This window comes from Vibrio harveyi NBRC 15634 = ATCC 14126 = KCTC 12724 (genome assembly GCF_001591145.1).
Taxonomy (GTDB): Bacteria; Pseudomonadota; Gammaproteobacteria; order Enterobacterales; family Vibrionaceae; genus Vibrio; species Vibrio harveyi.
The window spans coordinates 31,771-56,175 of sequence record NZ_BCUF01000007.1 but is presented as its reverse complement, the minus strand read 5'-3'; the positions used below and the strand labels follow the sequence as shown (position 1 = coordinate 56,175).

Below are 24,405 nucleotides of genomic sequence, written 5' to 3'. Positions count from 1 at the left end.
TCCAGTCTTTAAAAACGAAAAACCCGTGATGACTCACGGGTTTTGTGTATTCAGCGTTTATCTTTGGTTGTTACCCGAAGGATTAGAAACCTTTGATGTTTTCCGCTTCTAGCTCAGAGAAGTACTTAACAGTCTTCACTTTAAGCTCTTGTTGTGAAGGCTCATCACAAACGATCACTGCTTTAGGGTGCAGTTGAAGTGCAGAAACCGTCCATAGGTGGTTTACGCTGCCTTCTACTGCTGCTTGTAGAGCAAGTGCTTTGTTGTGACCTGTTACTAGGATCATCACTTCTTCAGCGTCTAGTAGCGTGCCAACACCGATAGTTAGTGCGTACTTAGGAACTTGGTTGATGTCGCCATCGAAGAAACGAGAGTTCGCGATACGAGTGTCTTCAGTTAGTGTCTTGATGCGAGTGCGAGAAGACAGAGAAGATGCTGGCTCGTTAAATGCGATGTGACCGTCGTTACCTACGCCGCCCATGAATAGGTTGATCTTGCCGTAAGACTTGATTTTGTCTTCGTAGCGTTGGCATTCCGCTTCGTGATCTTCCGCGTTACCGTTAAGAAGGTTGATGTTCGCTTCTTGGATGTTCACGTGGTTGAAGAAGTTGTTGTACATGAATGAACGGTATGATTCTGGGTGATCCGCAGGGATACCGATGTACTCGTCCATGTTGAAAGTCACAACGTGTTCGAAGCTCACTTCACCAGCTTGGTAAAGTTCGATCAATGCTTTGTAAGTTGCTAGAGGAGTGCCACCAGTAGGTAGACCCAGAACGAACGGACGCTCAGCAGTTGGTTTGAAGTCGTTGATGCGCTTAGCGATGTGTGCTGCTGCCCACTTGCCTACTTGTGCTGCTTGAGCTAACGGGATAAGTCTCATTTTGTGCCCCTAGTTATTGGAATTTAAGATGTCCTGAAACATTAATTCGCATTATAAAATAAGTAATGACGATCTGCTATTGTTTTAGGTCAAAATTTTGCTTTTTCTTTAACCAATGTTGCTTTTCTCAACAGTTTTCACGTTTGCTTGTTGCGATTACCCTCTTATATAGAGTGCGTTAGACTAGTTGATTAGCGTTTAAAATTTATGACTGAAAAAAAGTTTTTTGGCTGAATGAGCGAGCCAAATTGAACCGAGTTGCGTAGGAGAAGGGGAAGAAAAATGCCGAAGTTATGATCTCACGCAATCTATGGTGTGGCACGGCGTTTCTTCCTTAACCATACTTAAAGTGTGTTTATTGCTGAGGGAATCGCAATGAAAAACGACTTAGACGCAACCAAAGTGCTGCAAGCATACGAATGTGTGATGAACAACGGCACGCCTACCGAGTTTGGCAAGATGTATGAAGGGGTAGAAGCCTTTTCTGATTACGACGGCTATAACGTGTTTCTGAGAGGCAATGGCGTGGAGCTCAAAGTGGGTTTCCACAACACCTATCAGTTGGAGTATGACCAAGAGCATCTTAAAGACAGCTTCTTGAAGAAGGTCGCCATGCTGGCGAAGTGAGTGCTCGCCGGATAAATAGGTTTACTGAAAAATGAAAAAGCCCTTTGGTGAAACACCTCTGGGCTTTTGAAAAAGAAAAATTTTTGCAACTCCACAGAATGAAACACTCTGAGGATTAACCAAGCATTAAGGCTTGGCAGAGTCGGTTAATCGTCTTCTGCTAGGCTCTCTTCTGCGTAGTCATCTGACGCCTCTGGTTTGTTACGACCGTTTAGCGTGTGGAAGCGTTTGCGACCACGAGCTAACTGTGTGTATTTTAACCAAGTGCGCTCGATCTTAGTTTTCGCTTTGCCTGGGTTTTCCAGAACTTTTACGAAGTGTTTCTCTTCGCTGTTCTCAGGTGTCAACTCGCCTGACTCTAGGCCAAGCATAGTATCCCCATAAATTGTTAGGATTTCCTCTTCCGAAAGAGTAAAATCGCCAGACTTTGCAAAGCCGCGTGGGAATTTTACGTTGTCGTAAAAACGTTTTTTGCCATGACGAAATTCAGTGTCAGACATATCAACAGCCTCTGTAACCGTTATTGATGAATGTGATGAATTACGGCGAAAATTAGGCGCAAAGCTAACAAAAGAAAAACAAAACTTTTTTGTCGTCAAAATTTTAATTAGTTGTTAATCTGGTTTTATATTGACCAGGAGATGGTTTATGGATGTAAAGGTCTTTCGAACATTTTTAGAGCTGGCAAAGGTTCGTCACTTCGGACGAGCTGCTGAGAACTTGTACATTACTCAAGCCGCTGTGAGCGCACGCATCAAACAACTCGAAAGTTATTTCGATACGCAGTTGTTTATTCGTGATCGAAATAACATAAAGTTGACCTCCGCAGGTGAGCGTTTAATAGGCTATGCAGAGGTGATGGTCACCACCTTGCAGCAAGCCAAACTCGAATTATCCCTCGAAGATGGCAAAGCGTTGCAGCTCACCATGGGTGGTACGCCGAACATTTGGGATGCTTACCTGCAAAACTGTTTGAGTGTCGTAACAGACTCGTTTGGTGGTTACGGTTTTATGGCGGAAGTCATGGGACGTGAGATGCTAAGCCGCAGCCTGCTTGAGCGCACACTCGATATGGCTTTCGCCTTCGATCAAATCAAAGCGGATGAGCTTAACTGCAAAAAAGTGGCTGACGTGGTGTTGGTGCTTGTGTCTACCGAACAAGATTCTCTTGATACGGTGTTTAACAAGAAATACGTTTACGTTGATTGGGGTACGCGCTTCGCTTCAGAACACGCGGAACGTCACCCGAAAATCCCAGCGCCTTACCTTCGCACTTCTACCGCTCGTATCGCGTTAGACTTCGTTTTAGAGAAAGGTGGCAGCGCATACCTACCAGCGTCTCTGGTAGAGCCTTTTATTGCAAGCGGGCAGCTCCACAAGGTGTCTGGCGTAGAAGATTGGTACCGTCCTATCTATTTGAGCTATCGCAAAGCCAGCACGTCTGTAGAAGCGATTAAGCAGGTTGAAGAAATCGTAAAAGAGATTGACCCGTTAACGGCGTACAGCTTGCAACAAATTGCGGACATTCCTGCAGACGAGTAATTTCTGCTTTTGCGATCCAGTGCAAAATTAAACGAAAACCCCTTGGTGTGATGCCAAGGGGTTTTTTGTATGGGTTTCGGGAAATGCCGATATGTTTATAAATAAATCGCCTTCTTGAAGCGAGAGTTGTGGCACTGTGAAGGTCGTTTTTGCTCCCGTTTACGCCAGTTTCTGACGGAGCGCTTCATCCAATGCGGCTTTGCCTGCACCAGAGAAAGCGAGAGAAACGCTTGCTGCCAGTAGTGCTAAACCAAACTCGTAGCCGTTGTTTGACATAAACAAGCCATTTTCAAAGTGAACCGAGAAAATGGCGATAACCATGGTGAATGCCAAAGCCACCGCTGCTGGGCGGGTAAGTAGACCAAGTAAGATGAATAAACCGCCAAAAAACTCTGCACTGCCTGCTAAAAATGCCATCAGCATGCCTGGACCTAAGCCAATCGATGCCATCCATTGACCTGTACCTTCAAGACCATAACCGCCAAACCAGCCAAAAAGTTTTTGGGCGCCGTGCGCCATAAAGATGATGCCGACTGGAATGCGAAGTGCGAGTGCGCTGTAACCCGCGTTTGAAGTGGTGATTTTCTGTAGTAGTGCTTTCATGACTTTATCCTTTCTCGAATTTTTCTGATGAGGAGTGGTGACTCCCTTGCTGTTGAAATCAGTGTAGGTAGGAGGAGAGAAAGAAAAAATTGGGGCAATTTGATGTTCTCGTTCGATAAATTCGATGGAACGTTTTTTTATTTTTAAATACATTAACTTAAATTGTTAAAAGTATTTGTTTTTAGTGCTCATACGTGCCGGTTTTGATCAAGGAATTGGTAAAATTTTGAATGACATTCTTTACTTTGGTTGGTCTTTTAGAAGGGTGTCTGTGTACTACGGGCAAAAAAAAGAACACAGGGGGCTGTGCTCTTTTGCTTTTACGATTAACAAGGGAGAAAGGAGTTTTTATAGATTCATTAAGCTTTCAAGCGAGTCTTCCACACTACTGTAGTGATAAGTGCGAATATTCACACCATCAGTCGCATTGATTTGAATTTCTGAAATCTCGTTATCAGAGTCGCGTTCGATAATCCCTATCGAGTGCTCGACTGATTTACTGGTAATAACCTTGTGATTTCTAAGTACAATCACGCACGTATGTAAGTCCATGCCAATTCCCTTTAGCCGACGTTGTTGTGTTGTTCTGATCTAACTTTAGTGCACAAATTTACTAATGCCAAAATTTCTCAATATTGAGTTCCGAAAATGGCTAATCTACAGTAACTCCTCGTTCTACAATGAAGTTATACCGATCGAGTGGCGAGCAAGTTACCCACTCGTTAAACACACACTGTGTACGCAAGGACAGCACTATGCTCATCCACCCACACACATCGTTGACCTTCGAACAATGTCAAAAAGCACGCATGGCACGTGATAGCCGTTTTGATGGGCGCTTTTACATTGCGGTGAAAACCACAGGGATCTTTTGCCGCCCGATCTGCCCAGCCAATTTGCCCAAAGAGGAAAACGTCGAGTACTTCACTGACAAGACGCAAGCTTTGAAGGCAGGTTATCGTCCGTGTTTGCGTTGTCGCCCGGATAGTGCGCCAGGATCATGGGCTTGGAAAGGGGTTGAAACCACATTCCAACGTGCGATCAAAATGATCGATCAAGGTGAGTTACATCATCAGTCCCTTGCAGATCTCTCCGATCGTCTTGGGATCTCGGATCGTTACTTGCGCATGCTGTTCGAGCAATATTTGGGGATGTCACCTAAGCAATATGCGCAGTATCAGCAATTGATGTTTGCCAAGCAGCTTCTGCATTCGAGTTCGATGTCAGTCACCGAAGTCGGTTTTGCCGCGGGTTTTAACAGCACTCGACGCTTCAATGATGCGTTCCAAAAGATCCTTCAGCTAACGCCTTCTCAAGTGCGCAGAAAGGAGTTTGATGGAGTGGGGACGAACCGAATCGTGCTCCCTTATCGCGGCGCTTTGCACTGGCAACACATGCTCGACTTTTATCGTCTGCGTGCGATTGAAGGAATGGAGCAAGTCACACAAGATGCTTACCAGCGCAATGTTCTACTTGATGATTGCCATGCACGATTTAAGGTCACTCAAGGGGAGGGTTACCTTGAGATGGAGTTCGATATTGAAGACGTCACTACATTGCAGAATTTGGTGTCTGGAGTGCGTCGCATGTTCGACCTTGATGCGGATATTTGCACGGTGGAGCAGCACCTTAATTACATCGCGCCAGGGTTGGTGAAAACCCAAGGGATTCGCATTCCGGGCGTCTGGAGTGCGTGGGAAGCCGGTGTACGCGCTGTGTTGGGGCAGCAAGTGTCGGTCAAAGCGGCTATCGGACAACTTAATTTGTTGGTAGAAACGCTCAGTAACGATCAGCAAGCGCGCCACTTTCCAACGCCAGAAGCCATTGCGAATGCCGATGTTAGCTTCTTGCGTATGCCGCAAAGCCGTAAAGACACACTCGTGCGATTTGCTCAGTACATGCAGCAAAACCCTGAAGCCGATCCGCAGCAATGGCTGGAATTAAAAGGCATTGGTCCGTGGACGGTGAGCTATGCGCAATTGCGTGGCCAATCTCAGCCCGATTGTTTTTTAGATAAAGACTTGGTGGTGAAGAAAGCCATGCCAAACTATCCGTCATTGAATGCTCATACTGCGTCGCCTTGGGGCAGTTACGCGACTTTTCACTTATGGAATCAATCATGAAATCACTTTATACGGTAATGCCAAGTCCGTTAGGCGCTGTGACCATTCAAGCTAACGATCAAGGTTTGCTGGGAATTTGGTTTGAAACGTGTACCACCAAACCAGACGAGTTGGGTGAGCGTGATGATCAACATGCAGTGCTCAGCCAGACTGTTACTCAATTGGAAGAATACTTTGCTGGGCTGCGTAACGAATTCGACTTGCCCCTTGCAGCGACAGGTACGGCTTTCCAAACTCAAGTTTGGGATGCGCTAACGACTATTCCTTACGGTGAGACATGGAGCTACCAAGACTTGGCAAATGCCATCGGTAATCCGAAAGCGGTACGTGCGGTGGGGCTGGCGAATGGTAAAAATCCAATCTCGATTGTGGTGCCGTGCCATCGTGTCATCGGCAAAAGTGGCAAGCTTACGGGCTATGCGGGCGGGGTAGAGCGAAAGCAACGATTACTCGCATTGGAGAAGGGCACGCCACTTTAAGTGAGACCATTCTCAGAATCCGGCAAGGTTTATCTTATTTGGCTAAATTTTGTGTAGGGTTGTTGTGCTAATAAACAATTCAGAGCAATGAAAAAGGATAATAAGGATATGTCTTTCAATACGGATTTTGATGCATTCATAAACCAAAGCTGGCAGCGACATGAAGCGCAGCCACAACAAACATACAATCAATTAGAACAAGCGCTTAGCGAGGTGGAAGACACTAACCATGCTGAGCGCATCTTACCCTTGATGTTGCACACATCCATTGGTCATCTGCACGACCCAAGCCAGTTTCTCTCCAGTTTAGATAAGCTCGAAAATGGCGTAGCGACTCAGTGTCTAGCGCGTCAGAGAGCCAAAGCCGTTGCACAGTACTTCGTTGATCAAAATACAGACCCGATTACGGATCTAGATGATGTCGATCAGCGTCGCGTGTTTGCTCAAATTGCTAACGAGCTGTCAGCAATGAATGAACTAGAGCAAGCGAGCACGTGGTTAGCAAAAGCAGCCAACGGTATAGATTCAGATCAAGCTGCCGAGCCTTTAGCGCGTTCAATTGCCATTACGGGTAACAACCTTGCCTGCCAATATGAAGAGCTTGAAACCCGCTCTGAGGTGCAAGTAGAACACATGCTAGAGGCTGCTACATTGGCGCTGGAGTATTGGAAGGTAGCGGGAGGTTGGATACAAGAAGAGCGCGCAGAATATCGCTTAGCCATGAGTTTGCTCAAAGCAGGAAACCCACTCAAAGCCAAAGTGCACGCTGATCGCTGTGAAGCAATCTGTCGACAAAATGGAGAGGACGCTTTTGAGCTTTTCTACGCGCATGATTTGTTGATGTTGGTGCACTATCACTTAAGCCAAGCGAGTAAGAAAAAACTGACTGCGGATGACCAGAAGTATTGTGAGAACTCACCATTGGCGTAGCTAGAACACGTGAGAATAGAAAGTAGCAAATAACGGCTTGAACCTGATAACAAAAAGGCAGTTAAGCCCACTCAATTGGGATTAACTGCCTTCTGTTTTCTACTATGCCCAAGCGACTTCAAACGCAGGTTTCAAATCAAGTGATTCTCACTAAACTAAGCATCCGAGGTGACTTGGGTATACAAGGAATTAGTTGCCTTGATTTTGGCTTTGAAGCTTCTCTTTTGCTTCTTCAACTTTTGAGAAATCCAATCCCAACTCATCCACCGCTTCTTTGATTAGCACTGGGTTTTGCATCACTTGTGCCATCAGCATTTGTAGCTTGTCTTGTGGTAGACCTAGCTGGCTGATTGTTGCCATTGCCGCAAGAGGGTTTTGGGTCAGAGTCTGAAAAATCTCGTTGATTTGTTCGTCGCTGATATTGTTCTCTTTCAACAGCGCAATAATCGGGTTCATCGCATTTCCTTTTAATCACAGAATGAAATAGAACCCGAGTTTATCATTTGGCTGGGTTTGGTTGAACTAAGAACTGCTCGCGAAAGCATTTGTTGGTTCTACCGTGCGTTTCCGGTAATTGAATAACATGCTCAAGCTGATCACCGCGGTGAGAGACTCTGCGAAGAGAATGCTTGCCCAAATACCGTTGTGCGGGAAGAACTTAGGCAGTATCAAAACACCCAACGCAACAAAAACAAACCCTCGGCTCAATGAAATGAGTGTTGCTTGCTTTGGTTTGGCAATGGCTTGGAACAAATTAGCAATCACCATGTTTAACCCCATCAAAGGCACGCCGAAGAAGTAGAAGGTGAGTGCAGTCGCGGCAAGTGGGATCAAGTCGTTGCTGTTACCTAAGTACACCGATGCAATTATGGGTGCCAATAACCAAATCCCCATTAGGAAGACGGTGCCGCTACCAATTGCCGTTTTTAACCCTAGTTTTAAGATCTCATCAATGCGCTCTGGGCGAGCTGCGCCGTGGTTAAAGCTGATGATTGGCTGACACGCTTGCGCGATGCCGACCATGACAAAGAGGGCGAACACACCGACGTTCGTAGTCAAGCCGTAGGCAATGATATGACTCTCACCAAATTGAGTCAGTAAGACATAATTAAACAAAACAATGGTCATTGCAGACGTGACTTCGATAAAGAATGTCGGTGTACCGATGCTTAAAATCTCTTTGGTTTTGCTGAATCCTATGCCTTTTAAGCTCAGTACCAAAGCGCCTTTCTTTTGCACAAAGTGAGTCAACAAAATCAGTGCGATGACCGCTTGAGCAATGGCCGTACCATACGCTGCGCCCTTCATCCCCATGTTCATCTCGATGATAAATAGGTAATCAAATGCGAGATTAGTAATGGCACCAATCGACATCGCATAGGTTGCCAATTTGGGGTTGGTGTCGTTACGCACAAAGCAAGACAGTACCCAAGCGAGGGAATAGAGAGTAAAAAACGGTAACAGTACAACAAGGTAATCATGAGCAAGCTGAGCCAAGTTGCCTGAAGCGCCCATCAAGGCAATCAATTCATCTAACCAAATGAGAGCGAGCGTCACCGTGATAGTGGATAGCAAAGTGGTAATCAACATGGATTGGCTAAACCACATCTGGCTGGACTCGGAGTTGCCTTTACCAATTTCGATCGACATTTTTGCGGCGCCACCAATGCCAACCATCATGGCGATGGCAGTAAAAATCGAAAACGGTGGAATGACTAAGGCAATAGCACCAAGTCCATCGGGACCAACGCCCAAACCGATAAATAACGCATCGCCCATGATGAACAAAGATTTGATCACCATGCCAGTGAGAGCAGGCCACAGGTACTGATAAAAGGATTTTGAAATGGGATCAGTTTTTAGATTGATAGCCATGGAATAGAAAAATACCCGAATGTGGTGGATTTATGTTCGGGTATTATCAGTACATTCAAGTGTGGCGAAAAGGGATTATCCGCCCATTATATTGCACTATCTAAACATCGTAGACGAAATTCCGCTGGTGTTTCTCCTTTTTGTTTCCGATAGAAGCGGCTGAAATAGGCAGGGTCATCAAAGCCTAATTCAAATGCTATGGTCTTGACGGTTTTCGTCGAAAACACCAGTTCTCGGTTGGCTTCTAATATGATTCGGTCATGAATCAGTTGCGTGACCGTCTTGCCTCTGTCGGCTTTCACTAACTCGTTTAGACGTTTGCTGGTGAGAGCTAAGGCATCGGAGTAGAACTGGCATTTCTTTTGTTCGCGATAATGCAGCTCAATTAATTCGGTCAACTGTACGATGCGAGCGTCTTTCTGCTCCCCTTTTTGAGATGGTGTTTTAGCAAAGCGCAATGCATAGCGTAGAAAGCTGTTGATGAGTGATTCGACAAGATCCCAATCACAATCCTCTCTTTCACATTCTTCTTTGATTAGGGTGTAAATTGATTCTAGGTAGGGAAAACTCTCTTCGCTACAATCGAGGTACGGCGGTCGATCAATCGTAGAAAATACGCTATTCACCAACTGCGTGCTGCGTGGATTGGTTTCAGCAAAGCCGGGACGGAATATCAACATGCGAATGTTTTTACCCATGAACTCGGAATGGTGAACCTGCCCTGGTGAAATGGTAAATAAGCGACCAAGGCGGTTTTGGTATTCGACGAAATCGATGCTCTGCGTTCCGCTATTATCCAAGCACCAGACAATCTCCCAGTACTCGTGGCGATGTGGCTCGATGTATGGGTCTTCTTGGATGTCTGAAAATTCAAGCGCTCGACACGGCTCACCTAAAATGAGTCGCACTTGTCGGATTGGCGAAATCATATTGCTCATGAGGGCATTCAACAGCTCTTGGGGATGAGGATTTCATCATTATGAATCGAATAACCAAGGTTGTGCACGGAAATTTTTGTCCTCAGTAGCCAGTAAGTTCCATATAACCAGTCCCAGAATGAGAGCCATCAATACGCACTGGACCTTCCCAATAAGGCACCGAAAGCGGCATTTTCGCGTTCGGGTTGAGTGCAGAAACGGTTAGCTCGATTTGTTGCTTAGGAATCGACACTTGCCACTGAGTTGGATAATTGCGACCTTGGATTTCTGTTTGATTGGTTGCCTCTAACTGAATGTCTTTTTGTGGGATAGCGATGCCAGAACCATCTTGCTGCATCAGCCTTGCGCTGGAGTAACTGGCTTGACCGGTTTTGGAATCTCGCAATTGGAACACCACCAAGCTGGTTTCGTCACTCAACCTTAGGGCAAACCAGTCCCAGCCTTGTTGTGAGTCGAGTAAGAATTGCGAGCTCCACTCTCGGTCTATCCAACCTTTGCCCGACACTTGATGAGTTTTGCCGTCGATCGTGACTTCACCGGAAACATCAATAAATGGTTGGCTGTAGTAATACGAAGCCACCTGACCATCGGCACTTTTGGTGCTGTAACCTTGTTCGCCTTGCTTTTGATAAGGTGCGCTGCTGGTAAGCGTCAGCGAATAGCCAAACTGTTCCGAGTTCGCCTTCAATGTTGCAGGGAAGAGATCGGTGGTTGAAGAAGTCCACTGCCAATCATCGAGATAAACCCGAAATGGTGAAGTGTCGACGCCGGCTAGAGAGGCTTGATCGCGTGACCATTTTTCATCGGCGTAGTGTTTGTCGGTTGTGGTGACCGCGCTGTGTGCCATGAAGATTTGCTGAGTCTGCCATTCGGTTTTCTTTACGTCATCTTCGCCCTTTGGCGGTGGCGGCGGTGCAGCAGCAAAGCGAAATTGTGTCCATTGGACGCCAAGTGGGTTGCTGTCTTCATCAATTAAGTTAGCGGTTAAGTACCACCATTCATGACGAAAATTCGGGTGCGCTTGATGGTCTGCTGGGAAGGTGAGTTCAACCCCTTTTTCCACGGGTGTGAATGGGTTGCTCTTACTTTGCGTATCTCCACTGCCCAGCAACGTGCCCATATTTTGTGTGCTCATATTTTTTTGTTGGGGATCTTCACATCCAAATAGGAATAGACTACCTATGAACAGAGTAAGTTTGCTTGCTAATCGAACCATCACAACACCTCGCTTTGCAAACTGGACACGACAGGCTTACTGACTAATCGCCACAGCGGAATCAAGGTCGCAATCACTGCCACCAAGATGGTGATCGCCGCAATGCTGAGGGCATCACTCCAATTCCACAGATAATTTAAGCTCCAACCAAAAGCGCGCAAGGTGACGATGTCTGTCAGCACATAACCCACTATGGCTCCGAGGGGTAGGGCGATAACCAGAGTAAAACTGACCAAAGCGACGATCTGTCCGACCACCATGGTCATTAATTTTCGACGGCTGACGCCAAGTGCATATAGCCTTGCGATGGCGGCTTTGCGCGCGTCGAGCAACATGAAACAAGCACTGAACAAACCAATCACCGCGACCATCAAAGTCACGCCGTTGAGTGCGCGTGTAATGGCGAAGGTCTGCGAGAAAATATCCAACGCGATGGATTTGATTTGCGCCTGATCGTAGAGCTGACTTTGATGCAGATTCAGTTGCTCGCGCAGTTGGTCGTATACGATTTGTGGGTCACCAGATACTTTAATGCCAAGGCTTGTTGGCAAGTCGGTAAATCCGCTCTCTTGCCATAACTTTGGTGATAACAAGACTTCACCGTTGGGTGAGCCGTAATCATGGAATACCGCACCCACAAGCAGGTTCTTATTTGGAACGGCATCAAGCGTGAGCTCGCTACCCAGTGATAAACCCAGTTTGACTGCGGTTGGTTCACTGATGGCGATCAGCTCACCTTGGTAAAAGCGGGACCAGAAGTTCTCCAAATGCGATTTGAACACCATGGTTTGCTCTAAGGTGTCTTTGTCTTTGGTACCAAGCAAAATCGGTAAGCCTTGCAGGTTATCGTCGACGTAGTATTGCTTGTAGACGGTCTCAACCTTGTCGAACTGTCCTAATGCGCGCTCTACATCTGCGATTTCCCCTTGGGCAGGGCTGACGTAAATATCGGCGTGCAACCTTTGTTCTAACCACTGTTTTAGGGTGGATTCAAAGCTGCCCACTAAGGTGTTCATCCCCATGTTGGCAGTAACGGCGAGTAGCAACGCCATCATGGCGAGAGAAAGCGGAGAAATCAGCTCACGCAGCTCAGCAAACAGGTACTGCAGCAAACCGGAAGTGGTGCGCTTTTCACTCCAGTTTGCTAGTACGCTGAGTGTTTTAGGAAGATATAAAGGAATCGACACCACAAGCACGCCGAGCCACGCCATGGTAAATCGGTGATGCTCACTCAGCCATAACCCTGCAAGTGCGAGAGCCGTCAAAGCAGCACCTATCACGAACAAGTGGTTTTCGTTAGAGGCTTCAGGTGCTTGATAAAATCCGCCATGAGAGGAAAGCGGCTGGCGCACGCGCTGTTTAAAGTGCTGCCAACATGCCAATAGGGTTGCGGCTAATGTGAGTAACAGCGCTTGCGCCCACCATTGCCACTGCCAAGTACTGGGCAGCAGTGTCGCTCCATAAAGTTGCTCTAAAGTCAGTGCTACGGTCGGGTGCAGCCAATGGCTAAGTTGCATGCCCAATACAAAACCCAGCGAAGCACCGATGGTAACCAGAATTGTGAGTTCAACTAACAGCGCAGAGAACACAATGCTCGGCGCAACGCCCGCCTGTTGAATCTGCACTAACAGTCGATTGCGTTTCAGCAAGCTGTACTTTACGCCGTTGTAAGCAATGAACAACCCGACTAAAAAGGCAAGTAAGCTCATTGCTGTGAGATTGAGGTGAAAGCTGTCGGTCAGCGAGCCAAGGTCTGTGCTTTGATTGTTGGAAATCCATTGCCCTTGATCGCCAATCAGCTTCTGCCAATTTGCTTGCGTGTCTTTATTCCCTTTATAACCCGAGTGGAAAACCGCAATGTAACTGAGCTGTCCTTGTTTATTGAGCAGTTGCTGGGCAAAGCCAATGTCCATCAACATTCGGCTACCTAACTGCCATTCGTCGGGTAGCACCACCACTTGGGTTGGAATGTCGTCCAGAGTTAGGGTTTCTACCTCTCCTAAGTTTTGATGTTGAGATTGACTCATCATCACGATTGGCTTGCCGGCTAAAAGCTCAGGCAAAGGTAAAGCACTGTCGAACAAAGAGACGTTCTGTTGGTTTTCTGCTGACTTTCCGTTTGCAGAATACCGAGAACGTGAAGAGATAGCGGCAATCAACTCGCTGCCTTGTACTGACCAGCGACGCCCTTGTTCATCTCTCACTCGCCCTTCGATTACAGGTAGTGCTGCACTGAGCCCGTTTTGTCTAAGGGTGAAGTAGAGCGATTCAGGCAGATAGTTTTGCCCTGCTGGTGGAATAATTAAGTTCTGAGCTTGTGCGCTAAGCTGCTCGGTAGACTCTGCATAACTGCGCTTGGCATTGAGGTTGATGGCTTGTACCGCAACAAACAAGGTCACAGCCAACACGATACCGATCAGAATCGCGGCGGCTTGCAGTGGTGCCTGCCGATAGTGCGCCGCAAACAGATTCAGGGCGAGTCGAGTATGCGTGAATCTGGTGTTTTGGAGCTTAGCTTGCTTCATGGTGAAGCTCATGTTTGTTTACTTGATGACTGTTCTGTAGCTGATTATTATCCAATCGCAGCCGTGTTTTCATAAACTCAGCGCAGTCAGGACTGTGGGTGACTAACAGCACTGCCGTATTGCCTTGGGTGGTGATTTCACTCAGTAGTTTCATCACTTCCAAACCAGCTTTTTGGTCGAGGTTACCTGTGGGTTCATCAGCAAGCAGCAGTTTAGGTTTGTGGGCTAATGCGCGCGCAATCGCAACTCGTTGTTGTTGACCACCGGAAAGGGCAGAAACATGTCTATCGAGCAGTTGGCTGATGCCCAGAGTCTCGACCAAGTAATCGCACCAGTCGTTCCATTTCTGTTGATTCAAATGCAGAGGGAAGGCGATGTTTTGCTGCACGTTGAGCGGCGTTAACAGATTGAATTGCTGGAAGATAACACCGAGCTTTTGGTGTCGAAATCGGCTCCATTGTGGGTCTTTCCAAGCCGTCGTGTTATCGCCATCTAACCACAACTCACCTTCGGAAAGCGGCTCAAAGCCAGCGATGATATTGAGTAGGGTACTTTTGCCGCTACCACTGGCGCCCGTCAGCGCAACACTCGCTCCTGTGTTCAACGTAAAGTCGACGCCTTCCAACACGCGATGTGTCTCTTTACCATCGACAAAGCTTTTACTCGCATGTTTAAGTGTGACAAGTGGGCTTTCCATTTCCTCTCCTTGTGTTCAAAGGTGTCGTTTCTTTTGGCAATGGTTATTACAGTAAGTTCTATAGAAACTTTAGACAACAATAAGATAAAAACAGCGATTTACATCGATTTCTTAATAACTTGTACTGAAAAGAAGAGGGATTAGATTAAACGAGGAGGGGATATGGCAGGCATTAAAAAAGCCCGAGTCAGATTCGAGCTTTCAAAGAAATTCAGCGTGTTCGGCTTACACGTAGTACGCTTCAACTTCGCCTTTAAGTTTGATAAGCATTGGGTTACCGAAACGGTCTTTTGCTTTAGGAGAAGCAATTTTTACCCAACCTTCGCTGATGCAGTATTCTTCTACGTCAGTACGCTCTTTGCCGTTAAAACGGATACCGATTTGGTGATCGAAACATTCTTTGATGAAGAATGGGCTACGTGGGTTACCCGCTAGGCGATCTGGTAGAGCTGGTTTAGCTGTATCTGTCATTTTGTGTGACCTTGAAGTCCGTAAAAAAAGTGCGCCATTGTAGTCAGTGCAAGGCGAGTGTTCAAGAAATGTTGATGTGAGTTTGAAGCGTATAACACTCACAGCCATGCTATCGTCTTTTTTGGCGTGAATACGCTCTCGATTTCAATTTGATAGCATTAAAGAAAGGTTGCATTATAAACAGATACGAGTACCTATCATTACATCTATAGCTTGTTACCGGTGATCAACTTTTATGAAATTAAACGCATCATTAAGGCGCAAAGAGATTTTGCGGTTCATCCAGAACGCCCAGCGAGGTGAAGTGAGTGACTTTGCCAAGCAATATGATGTGTCAGAAGTGACCATTCGAAGTGACCTCAACTATCTAGAGAAACAAGGCTGCGTCAAACGTTGTTATGGCGGAGCACTGTTGAATAATCAGTTTGCGTTTGAACGTCCTCTCAATGATAAAAAGCAGCTCAACAGTAATATCAAGGCGAAGCTCGGAGAGTATGCTGCCTCGTTGATTGCGGACGGCGATAAAATCATTCTCGACTCTGGTTCAACCACAGAGCAAATTGCTTATCACTTGAAAGGTAAGAATGATCTTGTCGTCATGACTAATGGGATTAACATCGCCTATCACCTTGCCAATCAAAGTAATGTCTCTGTTATGGTCACTGGAGGCACCATGCGTGAGAATTCTTATTCCGTCCACGGTTTAAGTGGTGAGGACTTCCTCGCAGGCTATCGCTTTAACAAGCTCTTTTTAGGTGTGGATGGCTTTGACAAATCTACTGGCGTCACGACTCCTCATCAGGGTGAGGCTGACATTAATCGAAGAATGCTTGACGCGGCACAAGTCGTTATTGCTGTAACTGACTCATCAAAGTTTTCTCGTCAGAGTTTTTGCCTTATTGCCCGACCAGAGCAACTTGATATGCTCATTACTGACAGTGGCATCCCGTCCGATTACCTTGAACATCTCACTTCAATGGGCGTTGATGTACGTATTGTTGATTAGTGATTAGTGATTAGTGATATTGGTTTTTCTATCAATATCGTGAAGATTATTTCTGATCGACTTAAACCTTTGTGCAACTTCAGCATCAAAAAAAAGTCTTCTAACGACTTCATCGACCTTCAAAAAAATAACTGATATTGCATTTTGTGATCTCGCGCAGGCTGTAGTTCGAAACGACAGCTGTTAACTCTATTTCATCCTGCCTTTCACTTTCCTTGTATCGAAAGTGAGTTTTTATGCGCCCCTTTGTGATTACTTTCAATTTAATAACGAAAGAGAAAAGCCTTTCGTTTTTTATGAAGTGAAAGGTTTTTTGGGGTGAAAACGAAAGAAAAATGACTGTGATCTAGCTTTCACTTTTCCTAACTTCGCCCTGTTTTAATACCAACGAAAAGAAAATCGAAACATTTCTAACGGAAAGCGAAATGGAACGAAAGGAGAGTTGGTGAATGAACAGTGCAGAACGAAGACAGCAAATCATGGCTCATATTTGTCGTCATGGTTCAGGAAAAGTGGACGACTTTGTCGAGCATTACAATGTATCGGCTGTCACCATTCGCCACGACCTCAATCTTCTAGAAAAAGAAGGCTGTGTTTTTCGCTGTTATGGTGGCGCAACACTCAACCCTAACTTTGCCTTTGACCAACCGCTCTACCGCAAAGATCAACTTAATCGCAGTGCGAAACAAGCGATAGCACAGGCTGCAGCGAGCCTTATTCAAGATGGTGAAGCGATCATTTTGGATTCCGGTACCACGATAGGTCTTATGCCGCAGTACTTGGTCAATAAGCAACAATTGGTTGTGATGACCAATGCCCTCAATACCGCCTACCAACTTAGCAAGATGGAAAACGTCGAGTTACATGTGGTTGGAGGTAGCCTGCGTCGCGCTTCTTGTTCACTGATAGGTAACCATGGTGAACAACAAATTCGATCTTACCTTTTTGACAAGCTGTTTTTGGGCGTGGATGGATTCGACCTGCTTGCTGGCGTGACTACGCCGGACAATCAAGAAGCTCAGGTGAATCGCGCCATGTGTGAGGTTGCTCGCCAAGTCATTGCTGTCACCGATTCAAGCAAATTTGGTCGCAAAAGCTTTTGCATGATCCGAGCTGCAAGCCAGATCGACGTCTTGGTCACTGATCGCAACATTCCCCATAACACGCACCAATCCCTTATTGAACTTGGCGTAGATGTCGTCATTGCGGATCAAATCGTTAACTAGGAATCAAAATGAAAGCGTTACTTTCTCTAATCGAGCAACACAAACAAGGTCAGCTTACCGGTATTTATGCTGTGTGTTCTGCTCATCCCTTAGTACTTGAAGCTGCGATAAAGCAGGCTGCGCAAAATGAGCAACTGGTTTTGATTGAGGCAACGTCAAATCAAGTTAATCAGTTTGGTGGCTACACCGGAATGACGCCACAAGATTTCGCGAGCCACGTATTTGATTTGGCTGAGCGGGTTAATTTTCCCGCTGAGAACGTGGTATTGGGTGGCGATCATCTTGGTCCTAACTGTTGGCAGCACTTGCCAGCAAGCCAAGCAATGGAATATTCAGCGCAAATGATTCGAGACTATGTTTGCGCGGGCTTTAAGAAGATTCATCTCGATTGTTCAATGCCTTGTGCCGATGACGAGGTACCGCTGAGTGAAGAGCTAATGGCGCAGCGTGCTGCCCAGTTATGTTTGGTGGCAGAGCAAGCATGGAAAACGGTCGGTGGTGAAGCGCCAGTGTATGTGGTTGGCACGGAAGTTCCAACGCCAGGTGGTGCTCTTGAGTCGCTTGAAGAAGAAGGTATTCAAGTGACGAAAGCGGAAGAAGCATTGGCAACGCTAAATGCTCATCATCAAACGTTCAGTGATATCGGGCTTAGCTATGTTTGGCCTCGTGTGATTGGCTTAGTGGTGCAATCAGGAGTGGAATTTGATCACCACTCAGTACATCACTACCACAGTGCGGCAGCGCGATCGTTAAGCAATATGATCGACAGCCAACCAAATCTGGTCTTCGAAGCGCATTCTACGGATTACCAAAACCCAGAGGCATATCACCAACTGATTCGCGATCATTTTGCGATTCTCAAAGTCGGTCCAGCTCTCACATTTGCTTTGCGTGAAGCCTTGTATGGTCTGGACTCTGCGGAGAAAGAGTGGTTAGGCGCTCATCATGCTTCTCACTTACGCGAAACCATAGAACAAGTGATGAGAGAGCAACCTAATTATTGGCGTTCTCACTACTCCAGCAAAGGGCATCAACAATATCTCGATTGCAGCTACAGCTTGAGTGATCGCATCCGTTACTACTGGAATCATCCAGAGGTTAAAGCAGCGCAGCAAGCTCTGTTTGACCACTTAGCTGCTCACCCTCTGCCAATCACAATCCTTAGCCAATATTTACCCAACCAAGCTAAGGCAATTTCTCAACATCAAATTCAAAATCAACCTGCTGAGATTGTCGTGCACAAGATAATGGAAGTGACACAAGTCTATTCCGAAGCCTGTTACGCCAATTCAGTGGCTAGCAAGGAGACGACCAAATGAGTTCAGTTTTAGGCTATGAGTTGCCATGGTTAGAACAACGTAATGGTGTTCATACGGCTCAAGAAATCAGTCATCAACCTCAGTTATGGCGAGCACTTTCTACCATTTTAGAAGAGCAGTATGAGGCAATCCGCGATTTTCTAACGCCTCTGCTTGAGCAGCCAGACCTACGCATTATTTTGACTGGTGCGGGCACATCTGCATTTGTCGGCGATGCGGCAGCACCATTTATTCAAGAGGGGCTGAGATTTCAAGTTGAGTCCATCCCAACCACGGATTTAGTGTCAAACCCGGAACAGTATCTGGACCCGAGTCGTCCGACCTTGGTCGTTTCTTACGCCCGCTCTGGTAATAGCCCGGAAAGCGTTGCTGCTGTTGCTCTTGTCGATCAGCTTGTTCCTCATTGTCATCACTTGTTCTTGACGTGTAACCGTGACGGGGAACTCTCTCATTACGCTCGAACTGCACAAAATGCTTGCTGCGTGATCATGCCTGAAGGCTCAAATGATAAGAGCTTTGCGATGACATCAAGCTTCAGTTGTATGTTGATGTCTACGCTGACGTTATTTGGTGGTCAATCTCCAAAACAATGGCATGAACAAATTGAAGTGGTAGCAGCACTTTGCGAAGCCAAGTTAGAGCAATGGGAGTCTGCTATTAAGGCGCTCGCCAGCCAGCCTTATGAGCGTTTAATCGTAATTGGTAGCGGTGGTTTTGCAGGGCTTGCCCGTGAAGCATCACTCAAATCGCTTGAGCTTAGTGCAGGTAAAGTGATGACGGCTTTCGACTCATCTCTTGGCTTCCGCCATGGTCCTAAATTCACCATTAACGATAAAGCGGTCGTGATCCAGTTGCTATCAAGTGACGCTTATACCCGTGGGTACGATCTGGATTTATTCAATGAGATCCGTCGCGACAAACAAGCATTAGCTCATATTGCTCTCACAGAACTGTCTCTCAACGAAGATGATGTTTTTGAATTTGGGAGATTGGACTTGGGCGATCAGTGGCTGTGCTTCCCATTCATTCTCTTCTGCCAAATGTTGGCATTTGAAAAATCACTTCAACTGGGATTTGGACCGGACAATCCGTGCCCAACCGGTGAAGTCAATCGTGTGGTGCAAGGTGTCACCATCTACCCATTCAACAAGTAACGGATTCGAAAAGGAATAGACCATGCCAAATATCGTGTTAAGTCGTATTGATGAGCGCCTCGTCCATGGCCAAGTGGGTGTGCAATGGGTAGGTTTTGCGGATGCCAACATTATTGTCGTTGTGAACGATGAGGTAGCAGAAGACACCATTCAACAGAACTTAATGGAGATGGTGCTAGCAGATGGCATCGCAATCCGATTTTGGACGGTGAAAAAGACCATCGACACCATCCATAAAGCGGCTGAACGCCAACGAATTCTAATGGTTTGTCGCACACCAAAAGATTTCCGCCAATTGGTGGAAGGTGGTGTGCCAATTAGCAATATCAACGTCGGAAACATGCACTACGTTGAGGGGAAAAAGCAAATTGCCAAAACGGTCTCAGTCGGAACTGAAGACGTTGCGGAGTTTGAAAAATTAAAAGCACTAGGGGTGAAATGCACGATCCAAGGGGTGCCAACTGAAAGTGCGACTGACCTCTTTACTCTTATCTAACAATAGGAAAGAAATCATGGAAATAGGACTCTTACAGGCCTTGATGCTCGGCATCTTAGCCTTTTTTGCTGGCCTAGATTTATTTAATGGTCTTACTCACTTCCACCGTCCGGTGGTGCTTGGTCCACTTGTTGGTCTGATTTTAGGCGACTTGCAAACCGGTATCTTGGTCGGCGGTACGCTTGAATTGATTTGGATGGGACTTGCCCCTCTTGCGGGGGCTCAACCACCAAACGTTATCATCGGTACCATCGTGGGTACGGCTTTCGCGATTACAACCAAAGTCGAGCCAAATGTTGCGGTTGGCGTCGCTGTGCCTTTCGCCGTTGCCGTACAGATGGGCATTACGCTGCTCTTTTCTGCAATGTCTGCGGTCATGTCTAAGTGTGACGAGTACGCACAAAATGCGGATACCAATGGTATTGAACGCGTGAACTATATGGCACTTGCTGTACTCGGTTCTTTCTACTTTCTGTGTGCATTCTTGCCCGTTTATCTTGGGGCTGAACATGCAGGGAAAATCGTTGAAGTACTACCGAAAGATCTTATTGATGGCTTAGGCGTCGCTGGTGGCATCATGCCTGCAATTGGCTTTGCTGTCTTGATGAAAATCATGATGAAGAACGCCTACATCCCTTACTTCATCCTTGGTTTCGTCGCTGCTGCTTGGCTTCAACTGCCAATCTTAGCGATTGCCGCGGCTGCGACGGCCATGGCCATTATCGACTTCATGCGTAAAACGGAACCCACTCCTGTAACTGCACCTGCTGAGGACTTTGAAGATGGAATCTAATGTAAGTAACGAACTCGACCTTCGTAGCCAAAATGTTGATGTGCAGCCAGCTCCTGGCGTGGCTGAAGATGAGTATGAAAATAAAGAGATTGGTGCAGATCTAACCAAAGCAGACATCAATCGTATGGCGTGGCGCTCGCTGTTACTCCAAGCGTCTTTCAACTACGAACGTATGCAGGCTTCTGGTTGGTTGTACGGACTACTGCCTGCGCTGAAGAAGATTCACACCAATAAAGCTGACCTATCTAAAGCAATGCAAGGTCATATGGGGTTCTTCAATACTCACCCGTTCTTGGTGACATTTGTCATGGGGATCGTTCTGGCGATGGAACGCTCCAAGCAAAACGTCAGCAGTATTCAGAGCACTAAGATTGCGGTTGGTGCACCAATGGGGGGCATCGGTGATGCGATGTTCTGGCTGACTCTTCTTCCTATTTGTGGCGGCATCGGTGCAGACCTTGCGCTGCAAGGCTCCATCATGGGTGCGGTGTTCTTTATTGTGCTGTTTAACGTGGTGCATTTTGGTCTGCGATTTGGTCTCGCACATTATGCGTATCGCATGGGGGTTGCTGCTATCCCTGTTATCAAAGCCAACACGAAGAAAGTCGGACACGCGGCTTCGATGGTAGGTATGACGGTGATCGGTGCTTTGGTGGCGACTTATGTTCGTCTATCGACGACCGCAGAAATTACCGCCGGTGATGCCGTGGTGAAACTGCAAGGCGATGTGATCGATAAACTCATGCCAGCGTTTCTTCCATTGGTCTACACCCTAGCTATGTACGCGCTCGTCAAGCGTGGTTGGAGCCCGCTAAAACTTATCGGTATCACCGTGGTGTTAGGTGTTGTTGGGCGTTTTATGGGTTTCTTATAAATCACATTGGACACACAAAACATTGGGGTGGAGTGCTCTGCCCCATTAAGGAAACGTAAATGATTGCTGTAATTCTATCTGGTCACGGAGGGTTTGCTTCCGGTCTTGCCAAAGCGGTGTTTCAGGTTATTGGGGAGCAACCTCAATTTAAGTTTATCGACTTTCCAGAAGAGGCAACGACTCCGCAACTGGAAGTGTCAATGCGCGAGGCGATTAATGAAGTTGATTCTGGCGAAGGTATTGTTTTCCTGACTGATTTGTTGGGAGGTACACCTTTTCGTACTGCATCACTGATCAGTCAAGAGCGTGACGATGTCCAGGTTGTAACGGGAACAAACATGCAGATGGCGGCTGAGATGCTTTTGGAACGTGATGAACTCGATCTCGCTGAGTTTCGCGATCAAGCGCTGGCTTGTGGGCATCGTGGCATTACCTCGTTGAGTGCTGAAATGGCTGAGAAAGCTAAACATGTGGGAACGGTAGAAGAAGATGGCATCTGAACAAGATCGTGCAAGGCATTCTTGCTACCGAGCTCAGCGTGTATTGCAAGGTGATAGATGGCTTGATGATGGGCTAATTCGCATCGACGAAAATGGGGTGATTGATTCTGTTGAGCCATTCAACCCTCATGAACATATTGATTTTATTGACTTAGGTGAGGTGAGCATACTACCCGGCCTGATTGACAGTCATGTGCATGGAGCCAAAGGCTGTGACGTTATGGATGCCGAGCATGACAGCCTCAATACGATGTCTCGCTATTTCGCGAGCTTGGGCGTTACCGCATTTGTTGCCACAACCGTAACCGCTCCTGTGGCAAAAATTCGTGCCGCGTTAAAGCAAGTTGCTGTGAGTAAACGACATGGCGTTGATGGTGCTGAGATCTTAGGTGCGTATCTAGAGGGACCTTATTTCACCGAGAAGAATCGCGGCGCGCACCCGACGACATGGTTTAGAGATTTATCGCTCGAAGAGTTGGAGCAGTGGATTTCTTATTGTGATGACCAGCTCGTCACCGTCGCACTGGCTCCAGAAAAAGACGGGGCAATCGATGCGATTCGTTACCTGAATAAACAGGGTATTAACGTGATGCTTGGGCATACCGATGCGAGTTACGACCAAGTGAAACAGGCGTTGGATGCTGGCGCAAATGGCATTGTCCACTGCTACAACGGCATGCGTGGTCTACATCACCGAGATCCAGGAGTCGTTGGGGCAGGGCTTATCCACCCTAATAGCTATGTCGAAATGATTGCCGATGGGCATCACGTTCACTCTGCTGCTATAGATGTCGCGCATCGCTGTTGTGGTCAACGCTTGACGCTGATTACCGATGCTATGAGTGCGACAGGCATGCCTGATGGCCGCTACACGCTTGGTGAATACGAAGTGCAAATGAAAGGCGGCGTCGTTACTACAGAAAGTGGAAGTTTGGCAGGCAGCACTTTGACCTTGCCGCAAGCAGTTAAAAATATTCATAAATGGCTAAACATCCCACTAGAGCAAGCTTGGTTGATGGCATCGTTAACTCCGGCTCAATCGTTAGGTTTGCAACACCAATTAGGCACCCTAGAAGCCGGAAAGCGCGCATCTATGGTCGCTGTTAAATCAGATTTCTCAATTGTAAAAACTTGGGTCAATGGGCGTCTTGTGTTTGATGCATCCGTACCAAGTCAGGAGGCTTTATGTATCTAATTTCTTCCCGTGAAATGCTAAAACGTGCTCAACAAGCTGGTTATGCGGTGCCTGCATTTAATATTCATAACTTAGAGACGGTCCAAGTCATTGTTGAAACCGCTTCAGAGATGGGCTCCCCAGTGATTCTCGCAGGCACGCCGGGAACTTTTGATTATGCGGGCACCGATTACCTGATCAGTATTTGTAAAGAAGCTGCACATAAGCATTCAATCCCGTTAGTTCTTCATCTTGATCACCATGAAGACCTACAAGACATTTGTACTAAGGTCGATCACGGTATTCGTTCTGTAATGATTGATGGTTCGCATTATGCGTTTGATCAGAACATAGAGATTGTGCGCTCGGTGGTTCAATACTGTAACCGATTCGACGCAAGTGTCGAAGCTGAGTTAGGTCGTTTAGGCGGTCAAGAAGACGATCTGATTGTCGACAGTGCCGATGCACTAATGACCGACCCAGCTTCTGCCGCAGAGTTTGTTCGTCGTACTGGTATTGATTCGTTAGCTGTGGCAATTGGCACAGCTCATGGCTTGTATAAAGCGGAGCCTAAACTCGATTTTAACCGCTTAGATAAAATCCGTGGCGTTGTCGATATTCCGTTAGTACTGCATGGTGCATCAGGTGTTCCTGATGAAATGGTTCGTCGTTGTATTGACCTTGGCGTGTGCAAGGTGAACGTGGCGACTGAGCTGAAGATCGCGTTCTCAAATGCGGTCAAACAACATTTTGCGCATCACCCTGACGCAAACGACCCTCGTAAATACATCACGCCTGGTAAAGCGGCGATGAAACAGGTGGTGATGGATAAGATCCATATGTGCGGAAGTGAAGGAAAGCTCTAGGGTCTGTTGACCCTAACAACTGATTATATTTGGTAAACTCCCCCCGATGACATGTTTACCTAGGTGCTAGGTCTTCTAGCACCTTTTT

Annotated in this window: 26 protein-coding genes; 15 read left to right on the top strand and 11 right to left on the bottom strand. The window is 46.7% G+C overall.

The window, feature by feature from the left end; genetic code table 11:
- Positions 1 to 82 precede the first annotated feature (82 nt).
- Positions 83 to 883, bottom strand: coding sequence for a glucosamine-6-phosphate deaminase (nagB, locus tag VHA02S_RS05660; protein ID WP_005448902.1), 801 nt, complete (start codon positions 881 to 883; stop codon positions 83 to 85).
- Positions 884 to 1,258: 375 nt separating this feature from the next.
- On the opposite strand from nagB, the gene VHA02S_RS05655 reads away from it, so the two are divergent.
- Complete coding sequence (locus VHA02S_RS05655; protein WP_009706732.1) at positions 1,259 to 1,510, top strand: DUF3081 domain-containing protein; 252 nt, start codon at positions 1,259 to 1,261, stop codon at positions 1,508 to 1,510.
- A 146-nt stretch (positions 1,511 to 1,656) separates the two neighbouring features.
- Here the strand turns inward: VHA02S_RS05655 and VHA02S_RS05650 are convergent, their stop codons facing one another.
- The gene (locus VHA02S_RS05650; RefSeq protein WP_005434702.1) at positions 1,657 to 2,010 is read right to left on the bottom strand and encodes a MaoP family protein; all 354 of its coding nucleotides are present in this window, start codon (positions 2,008 to 2,010) and stop codon (positions 1,657 to 1,659) included.
- Positions 2,011 to 2,158: 148 nt separating this feature from the next.
- Between VHA02S_RS05650 and VHA02S_RS05645 the strand changes: the two genes are divergently transcribed.
- Positions 2,159 to 3,052, top strand: a complete 894-nt coding sequence (locus tag VHA02S_RS05645; protein ID WP_009696587.1) for a LysR family transcriptional regulator — start codon at positions 2,159 to 2,161, stop codon at positions 3,050 to 3,052.
- 159 nt (positions 3,053 to 3,211) lie between these two features.
- On the opposite strand, the gene VHA02S_RS05640 is transcribed toward VHA02S_RS05645, so the two are convergent.
- Positions 3,212 to 3,655 carry a DoxX family protein gene (locus VHA02S_RS05640; RefSeq protein WP_038895002.1) on the bottom strand — a complete coding sequence of 148 codons (444 nt, stop codon included), beginning with the start codon at positions 3,653 to 3,655 and terminating at the stop codon, positions 3,212 to 3,214.
- A gap of 348 nt (positions 3,656 to 4,003) precedes the next feature.
- A complete protein-coding gene (locus tag VHA02S_RS05635; RefSeq protein WP_005448910.1) occupies positions 4,004 to 4,207 on the bottom strand; it encodes a hypothetical protein in 204 nt (67 codons plus the stop codon).
- Between the two features lie 203 nt (positions 4,208 to 4,410).
- Between VHA02S_RS05635 and VHA02S_RS05630 the strand changes: the two genes are divergently transcribed.
- The 3 genes from VHA02S_RS05630 (at position 4,411) to VHA02S_RS05620 (ending at position 7,187) form a co-directional block, all read left to right on the top strand.
- Positions 4,411 to 5,778: a DNA-3-methyladenine glycosylase 2 family protein gene (locus VHA02S_RS05630; RefSeq protein ID WP_038898433.1), complete on the top strand. Its 1,368-nt coding sequence runs from the start codon at positions 4,411 to 4,413 to the stop codon at positions 5,776 to 5,778.
- Positions 5,775 to 6,257, top strand: coding sequence for a methylated-DNA--[protein]-cysteine S-methyltransferase (locus VHA02S_RS05625; RefSeq protein ID WP_009696589.1), 483 nt, complete (start codon positions 5,775 to 5,777; stop codon positions 6,255 to 6,257). Before VHA02S_RS05630 ends, VHA02S_RS05625 begins: the two co-directional genes overlap by 4 nt.
- A 108-nt stretch (positions 6,258 to 6,365) precedes the next feature.
- The gene (locus VHA02S_RS05620) at positions 6,366 to 7,187 is read left to right on the top strand and encodes a hypothetical protein (RefSeq protein ID WP_038898434.1); all 822 of its coding nucleotides are present in this window, start codon (positions 6,366 to 6,368) and stop codon (positions 7,185 to 7,187) included.
- 189 nt (positions 7,188 to 7,376) lie between these two features.
- On the opposite strand, the gene VHA02S_RS05615 is transcribed toward VHA02S_RS05620, so the two are convergent.
- The 7 genes from VHA02S_RS05615 to VHA02S_RS05585 all read right to left on the bottom strand — a co-directional run bounded on the left by VHA02S_RS05615 (position 7,377) and on the right by VHA02S_RS05585 (position 14,909).
- Entirely contained in the window at positions 7,377 to 7,643 is a 267-nt protein-coding gene (locus VHA02S_RS05615) for a DUF2999 family protein (RefSeq protein ID WP_005448923.1), read from the bottom strand.
- Positions 7,644 to 7,709: 66 nt separating this feature from the next.
- Complete coding sequence (locus VHA02S_RS05610) at positions 7,710 to 9,062, bottom strand: MATE family efflux transporter (protein ID WP_038898435.1); 1,353 nt, start codon at positions 9,060 to 9,062, stop codon at positions 7,710 to 7,712.
- An 86-nt stretch (positions 9,063 to 9,148) separates the two neighbouring features.
- A complete protein-coding gene (locus VHA02S_RS05605; RefSeq protein ID WP_017189758.1) occupies positions 9,149 to 10,000 on the bottom strand; it encodes a helix-turn-helix domain-containing protein in 852 nt (283 codons plus the stop codon).
- Between the two features lie 82 nt (positions 10,001 to 10,082).
- A complete protein-coding gene (locus VHA02S_RS05600) occupies positions 10,083 to 11,216 on the bottom strand; it encodes a lipocalin-like domain-containing protein (protein ID WP_038898436.1) in 1,134 nt (377 codons plus the stop codon).
- Positions 11,216 to 13,741 (bottom strand): ABC transporter permease, encoded by a 2,526-nt coding sequence (locus tag VHA02S_RS05595; RefSeq protein WP_038898437.1) that lies wholly within the window; start codon positions 13,739 to 13,741, stop codon positions 11,216 to 11,218. The genes VHA02S_RS05600 and VHA02S_RS05595 overlap by 1 nt, the downstream gene beginning before the upstream one ends.
- Positions 13,728 to 14,438 (bottom strand): ABC transporter ATP-binding protein, encoded by a 711-nt coding sequence (locus VHA02S_RS05590; RefSeq protein WP_005448934.1) that lies wholly within the window; start codon positions 14,436 to 14,438, stop codon positions 13,728 to 13,730. Before VHA02S_RS05590 ends, VHA02S_RS05595 begins: the two co-directional genes overlap by 14 nt.
- A 225-nt stretch (positions 14,439 to 14,663) precedes the next feature.
- On the bottom strand, positions 14,664 to 14,909 hold the full coding sequence (locus VHA02S_RS05585) for a DUF3297 family protein (protein ID WP_005448935.1): 246 nt from the start codon (positions 14,907 to 14,909) through the stop codon (positions 14,664 to 14,666).
- Between the two features lie 235 nt (positions 14,910 to 15,144).
- Here VHA02S_RS05585 and agaR (VHA02S_RS05580) point away from each other — a divergent pair, with 235 nt between their 5' ends.
- From agaR (VHA02S_RS05580) to VHA02S_RS05535, 10 genes are all read left to right on the top strand, one after another.
- Positions 15,145 to 15,915 carry a transcriptional repressor AgaR gene (gene agaR, locus VHA02S_RS05580; protein WP_038898438.1) on the top strand — a complete coding sequence of 257 codons (771 nt, stop codon included), beginning with the start codon at positions 15,145 to 15,147 and terminating at the stop codon, positions 15,913 to 15,915.
- A gap of 449 nt (positions 15,916 to 16,364) precedes the next feature.
- The gene (gene agaR, locus VHA02S_RS05575; RefSeq protein WP_005448941.1) at positions 16,365 to 17,141 is read left to right on the top strand and encodes a transcriptional repressor AgaR; all 777 of its coding nucleotides are present in this window, start codon (positions 16,365 to 16,367) and stop codon (positions 17,139 to 17,141) included.
- A gap of 8 nt (positions 17,142 to 17,149) precedes the next feature.
- Entirely contained in the window at positions 17,150 to 18,460 is a 1,311-nt protein-coding gene (locus VHA02S_RS05570; RefSeq protein ID WP_038898439.1) for a D-tagatose-bisphosphate aldolase, class II, non-catalytic subunit, read from the top strand.
- Positions 18,457 to 19,614, top strand: a complete 1,158-nt coding sequence (locus VHA02S_RS05565) for an SIS domain-containing protein (RefSeq protein WP_005448944.1) — start codon at positions 18,457 to 18,459, stop codon at positions 19,612 to 19,614. The genes VHA02S_RS05570 and VHA02S_RS05565 overlap by 4 nt, the downstream gene beginning before the upstream one ends.
- Before the next feature lie 22 nt (positions 19,615 to 19,636).
- A complete protein-coding gene (agaV, locus tag VHA02S_RS05560; RefSeq protein ID WP_005448946.1) occupies positions 19,637 to 20,110 on the top strand; it encodes a PTS N-acetylgalactosamine transporter subunit IIB in 474 nt (157 codons plus the stop codon).
- A 16-nt stretch (positions 20,111 to 20,126) separates the two neighbouring features.
- Positions 20,127 to 20,903 (top strand): PTS N-acetylgalactosamine transporter subunit IIC, encoded by a 777-nt coding sequence (gene agaW, locus VHA02S_RS05555; RefSeq protein WP_005448948.1) that lies wholly within the window; start codon positions 20,127 to 20,129, stop codon positions 20,901 to 20,903.
- Positions 20,893 to 21,777, top strand: coding sequence for a PTS N-acetylgalactosamine transporter subunit IID (gene agaE / locus VHA02S_RS05550; protein WP_005448950.1), 885 nt, complete (start codon positions 20,893 to 20,895; stop codon positions 21,775 to 21,777). The genes agaW and agaE overlap by 11 nt, the downstream gene beginning before the upstream one ends.
- A gap of 59 nt (positions 21,778 to 21,836) precedes the next feature.
- Entirely contained in the window at positions 21,837 to 22,277 is a 441-nt protein-coding gene (gene agaF, locus VHA02S_RS05545) for a PTS galactosamine/N-acetylgalactosamine transporter subunit IIA (protein ID WP_005448952.1), read from the top strand.
- Positions 22,267 to 23,472, top strand: a complete 1,206-nt coding sequence (gene nagA, locus VHA02S_RS05540) for an N-acetylglucosamine-6-phosphate deacetylase (RefSeq protein WP_038898440.1) — start codon at positions 22,267 to 22,269, stop codon at positions 23,470 to 23,472. The genes agaF and nagA overlap by 11 nt, the downstream gene beginning before the upstream one ends.
- The gene (locus VHA02S_RS05535) at positions 23,463 to 24,317 is read left to right on the top strand and encodes a tagatose bisphosphate family class II aldolase (RefSeq protein ID WP_005448957.1); all 855 of its coding nucleotides are present in this window, start codon (positions 23,463 to 23,465) and stop codon (positions 24,315 to 24,317) included. Before nagA ends, VHA02S_RS05535 begins: the two co-directional genes overlap by 10 nt.
- Positions 24,318 to 24,405: the final 88 nt, after the last annotated feature.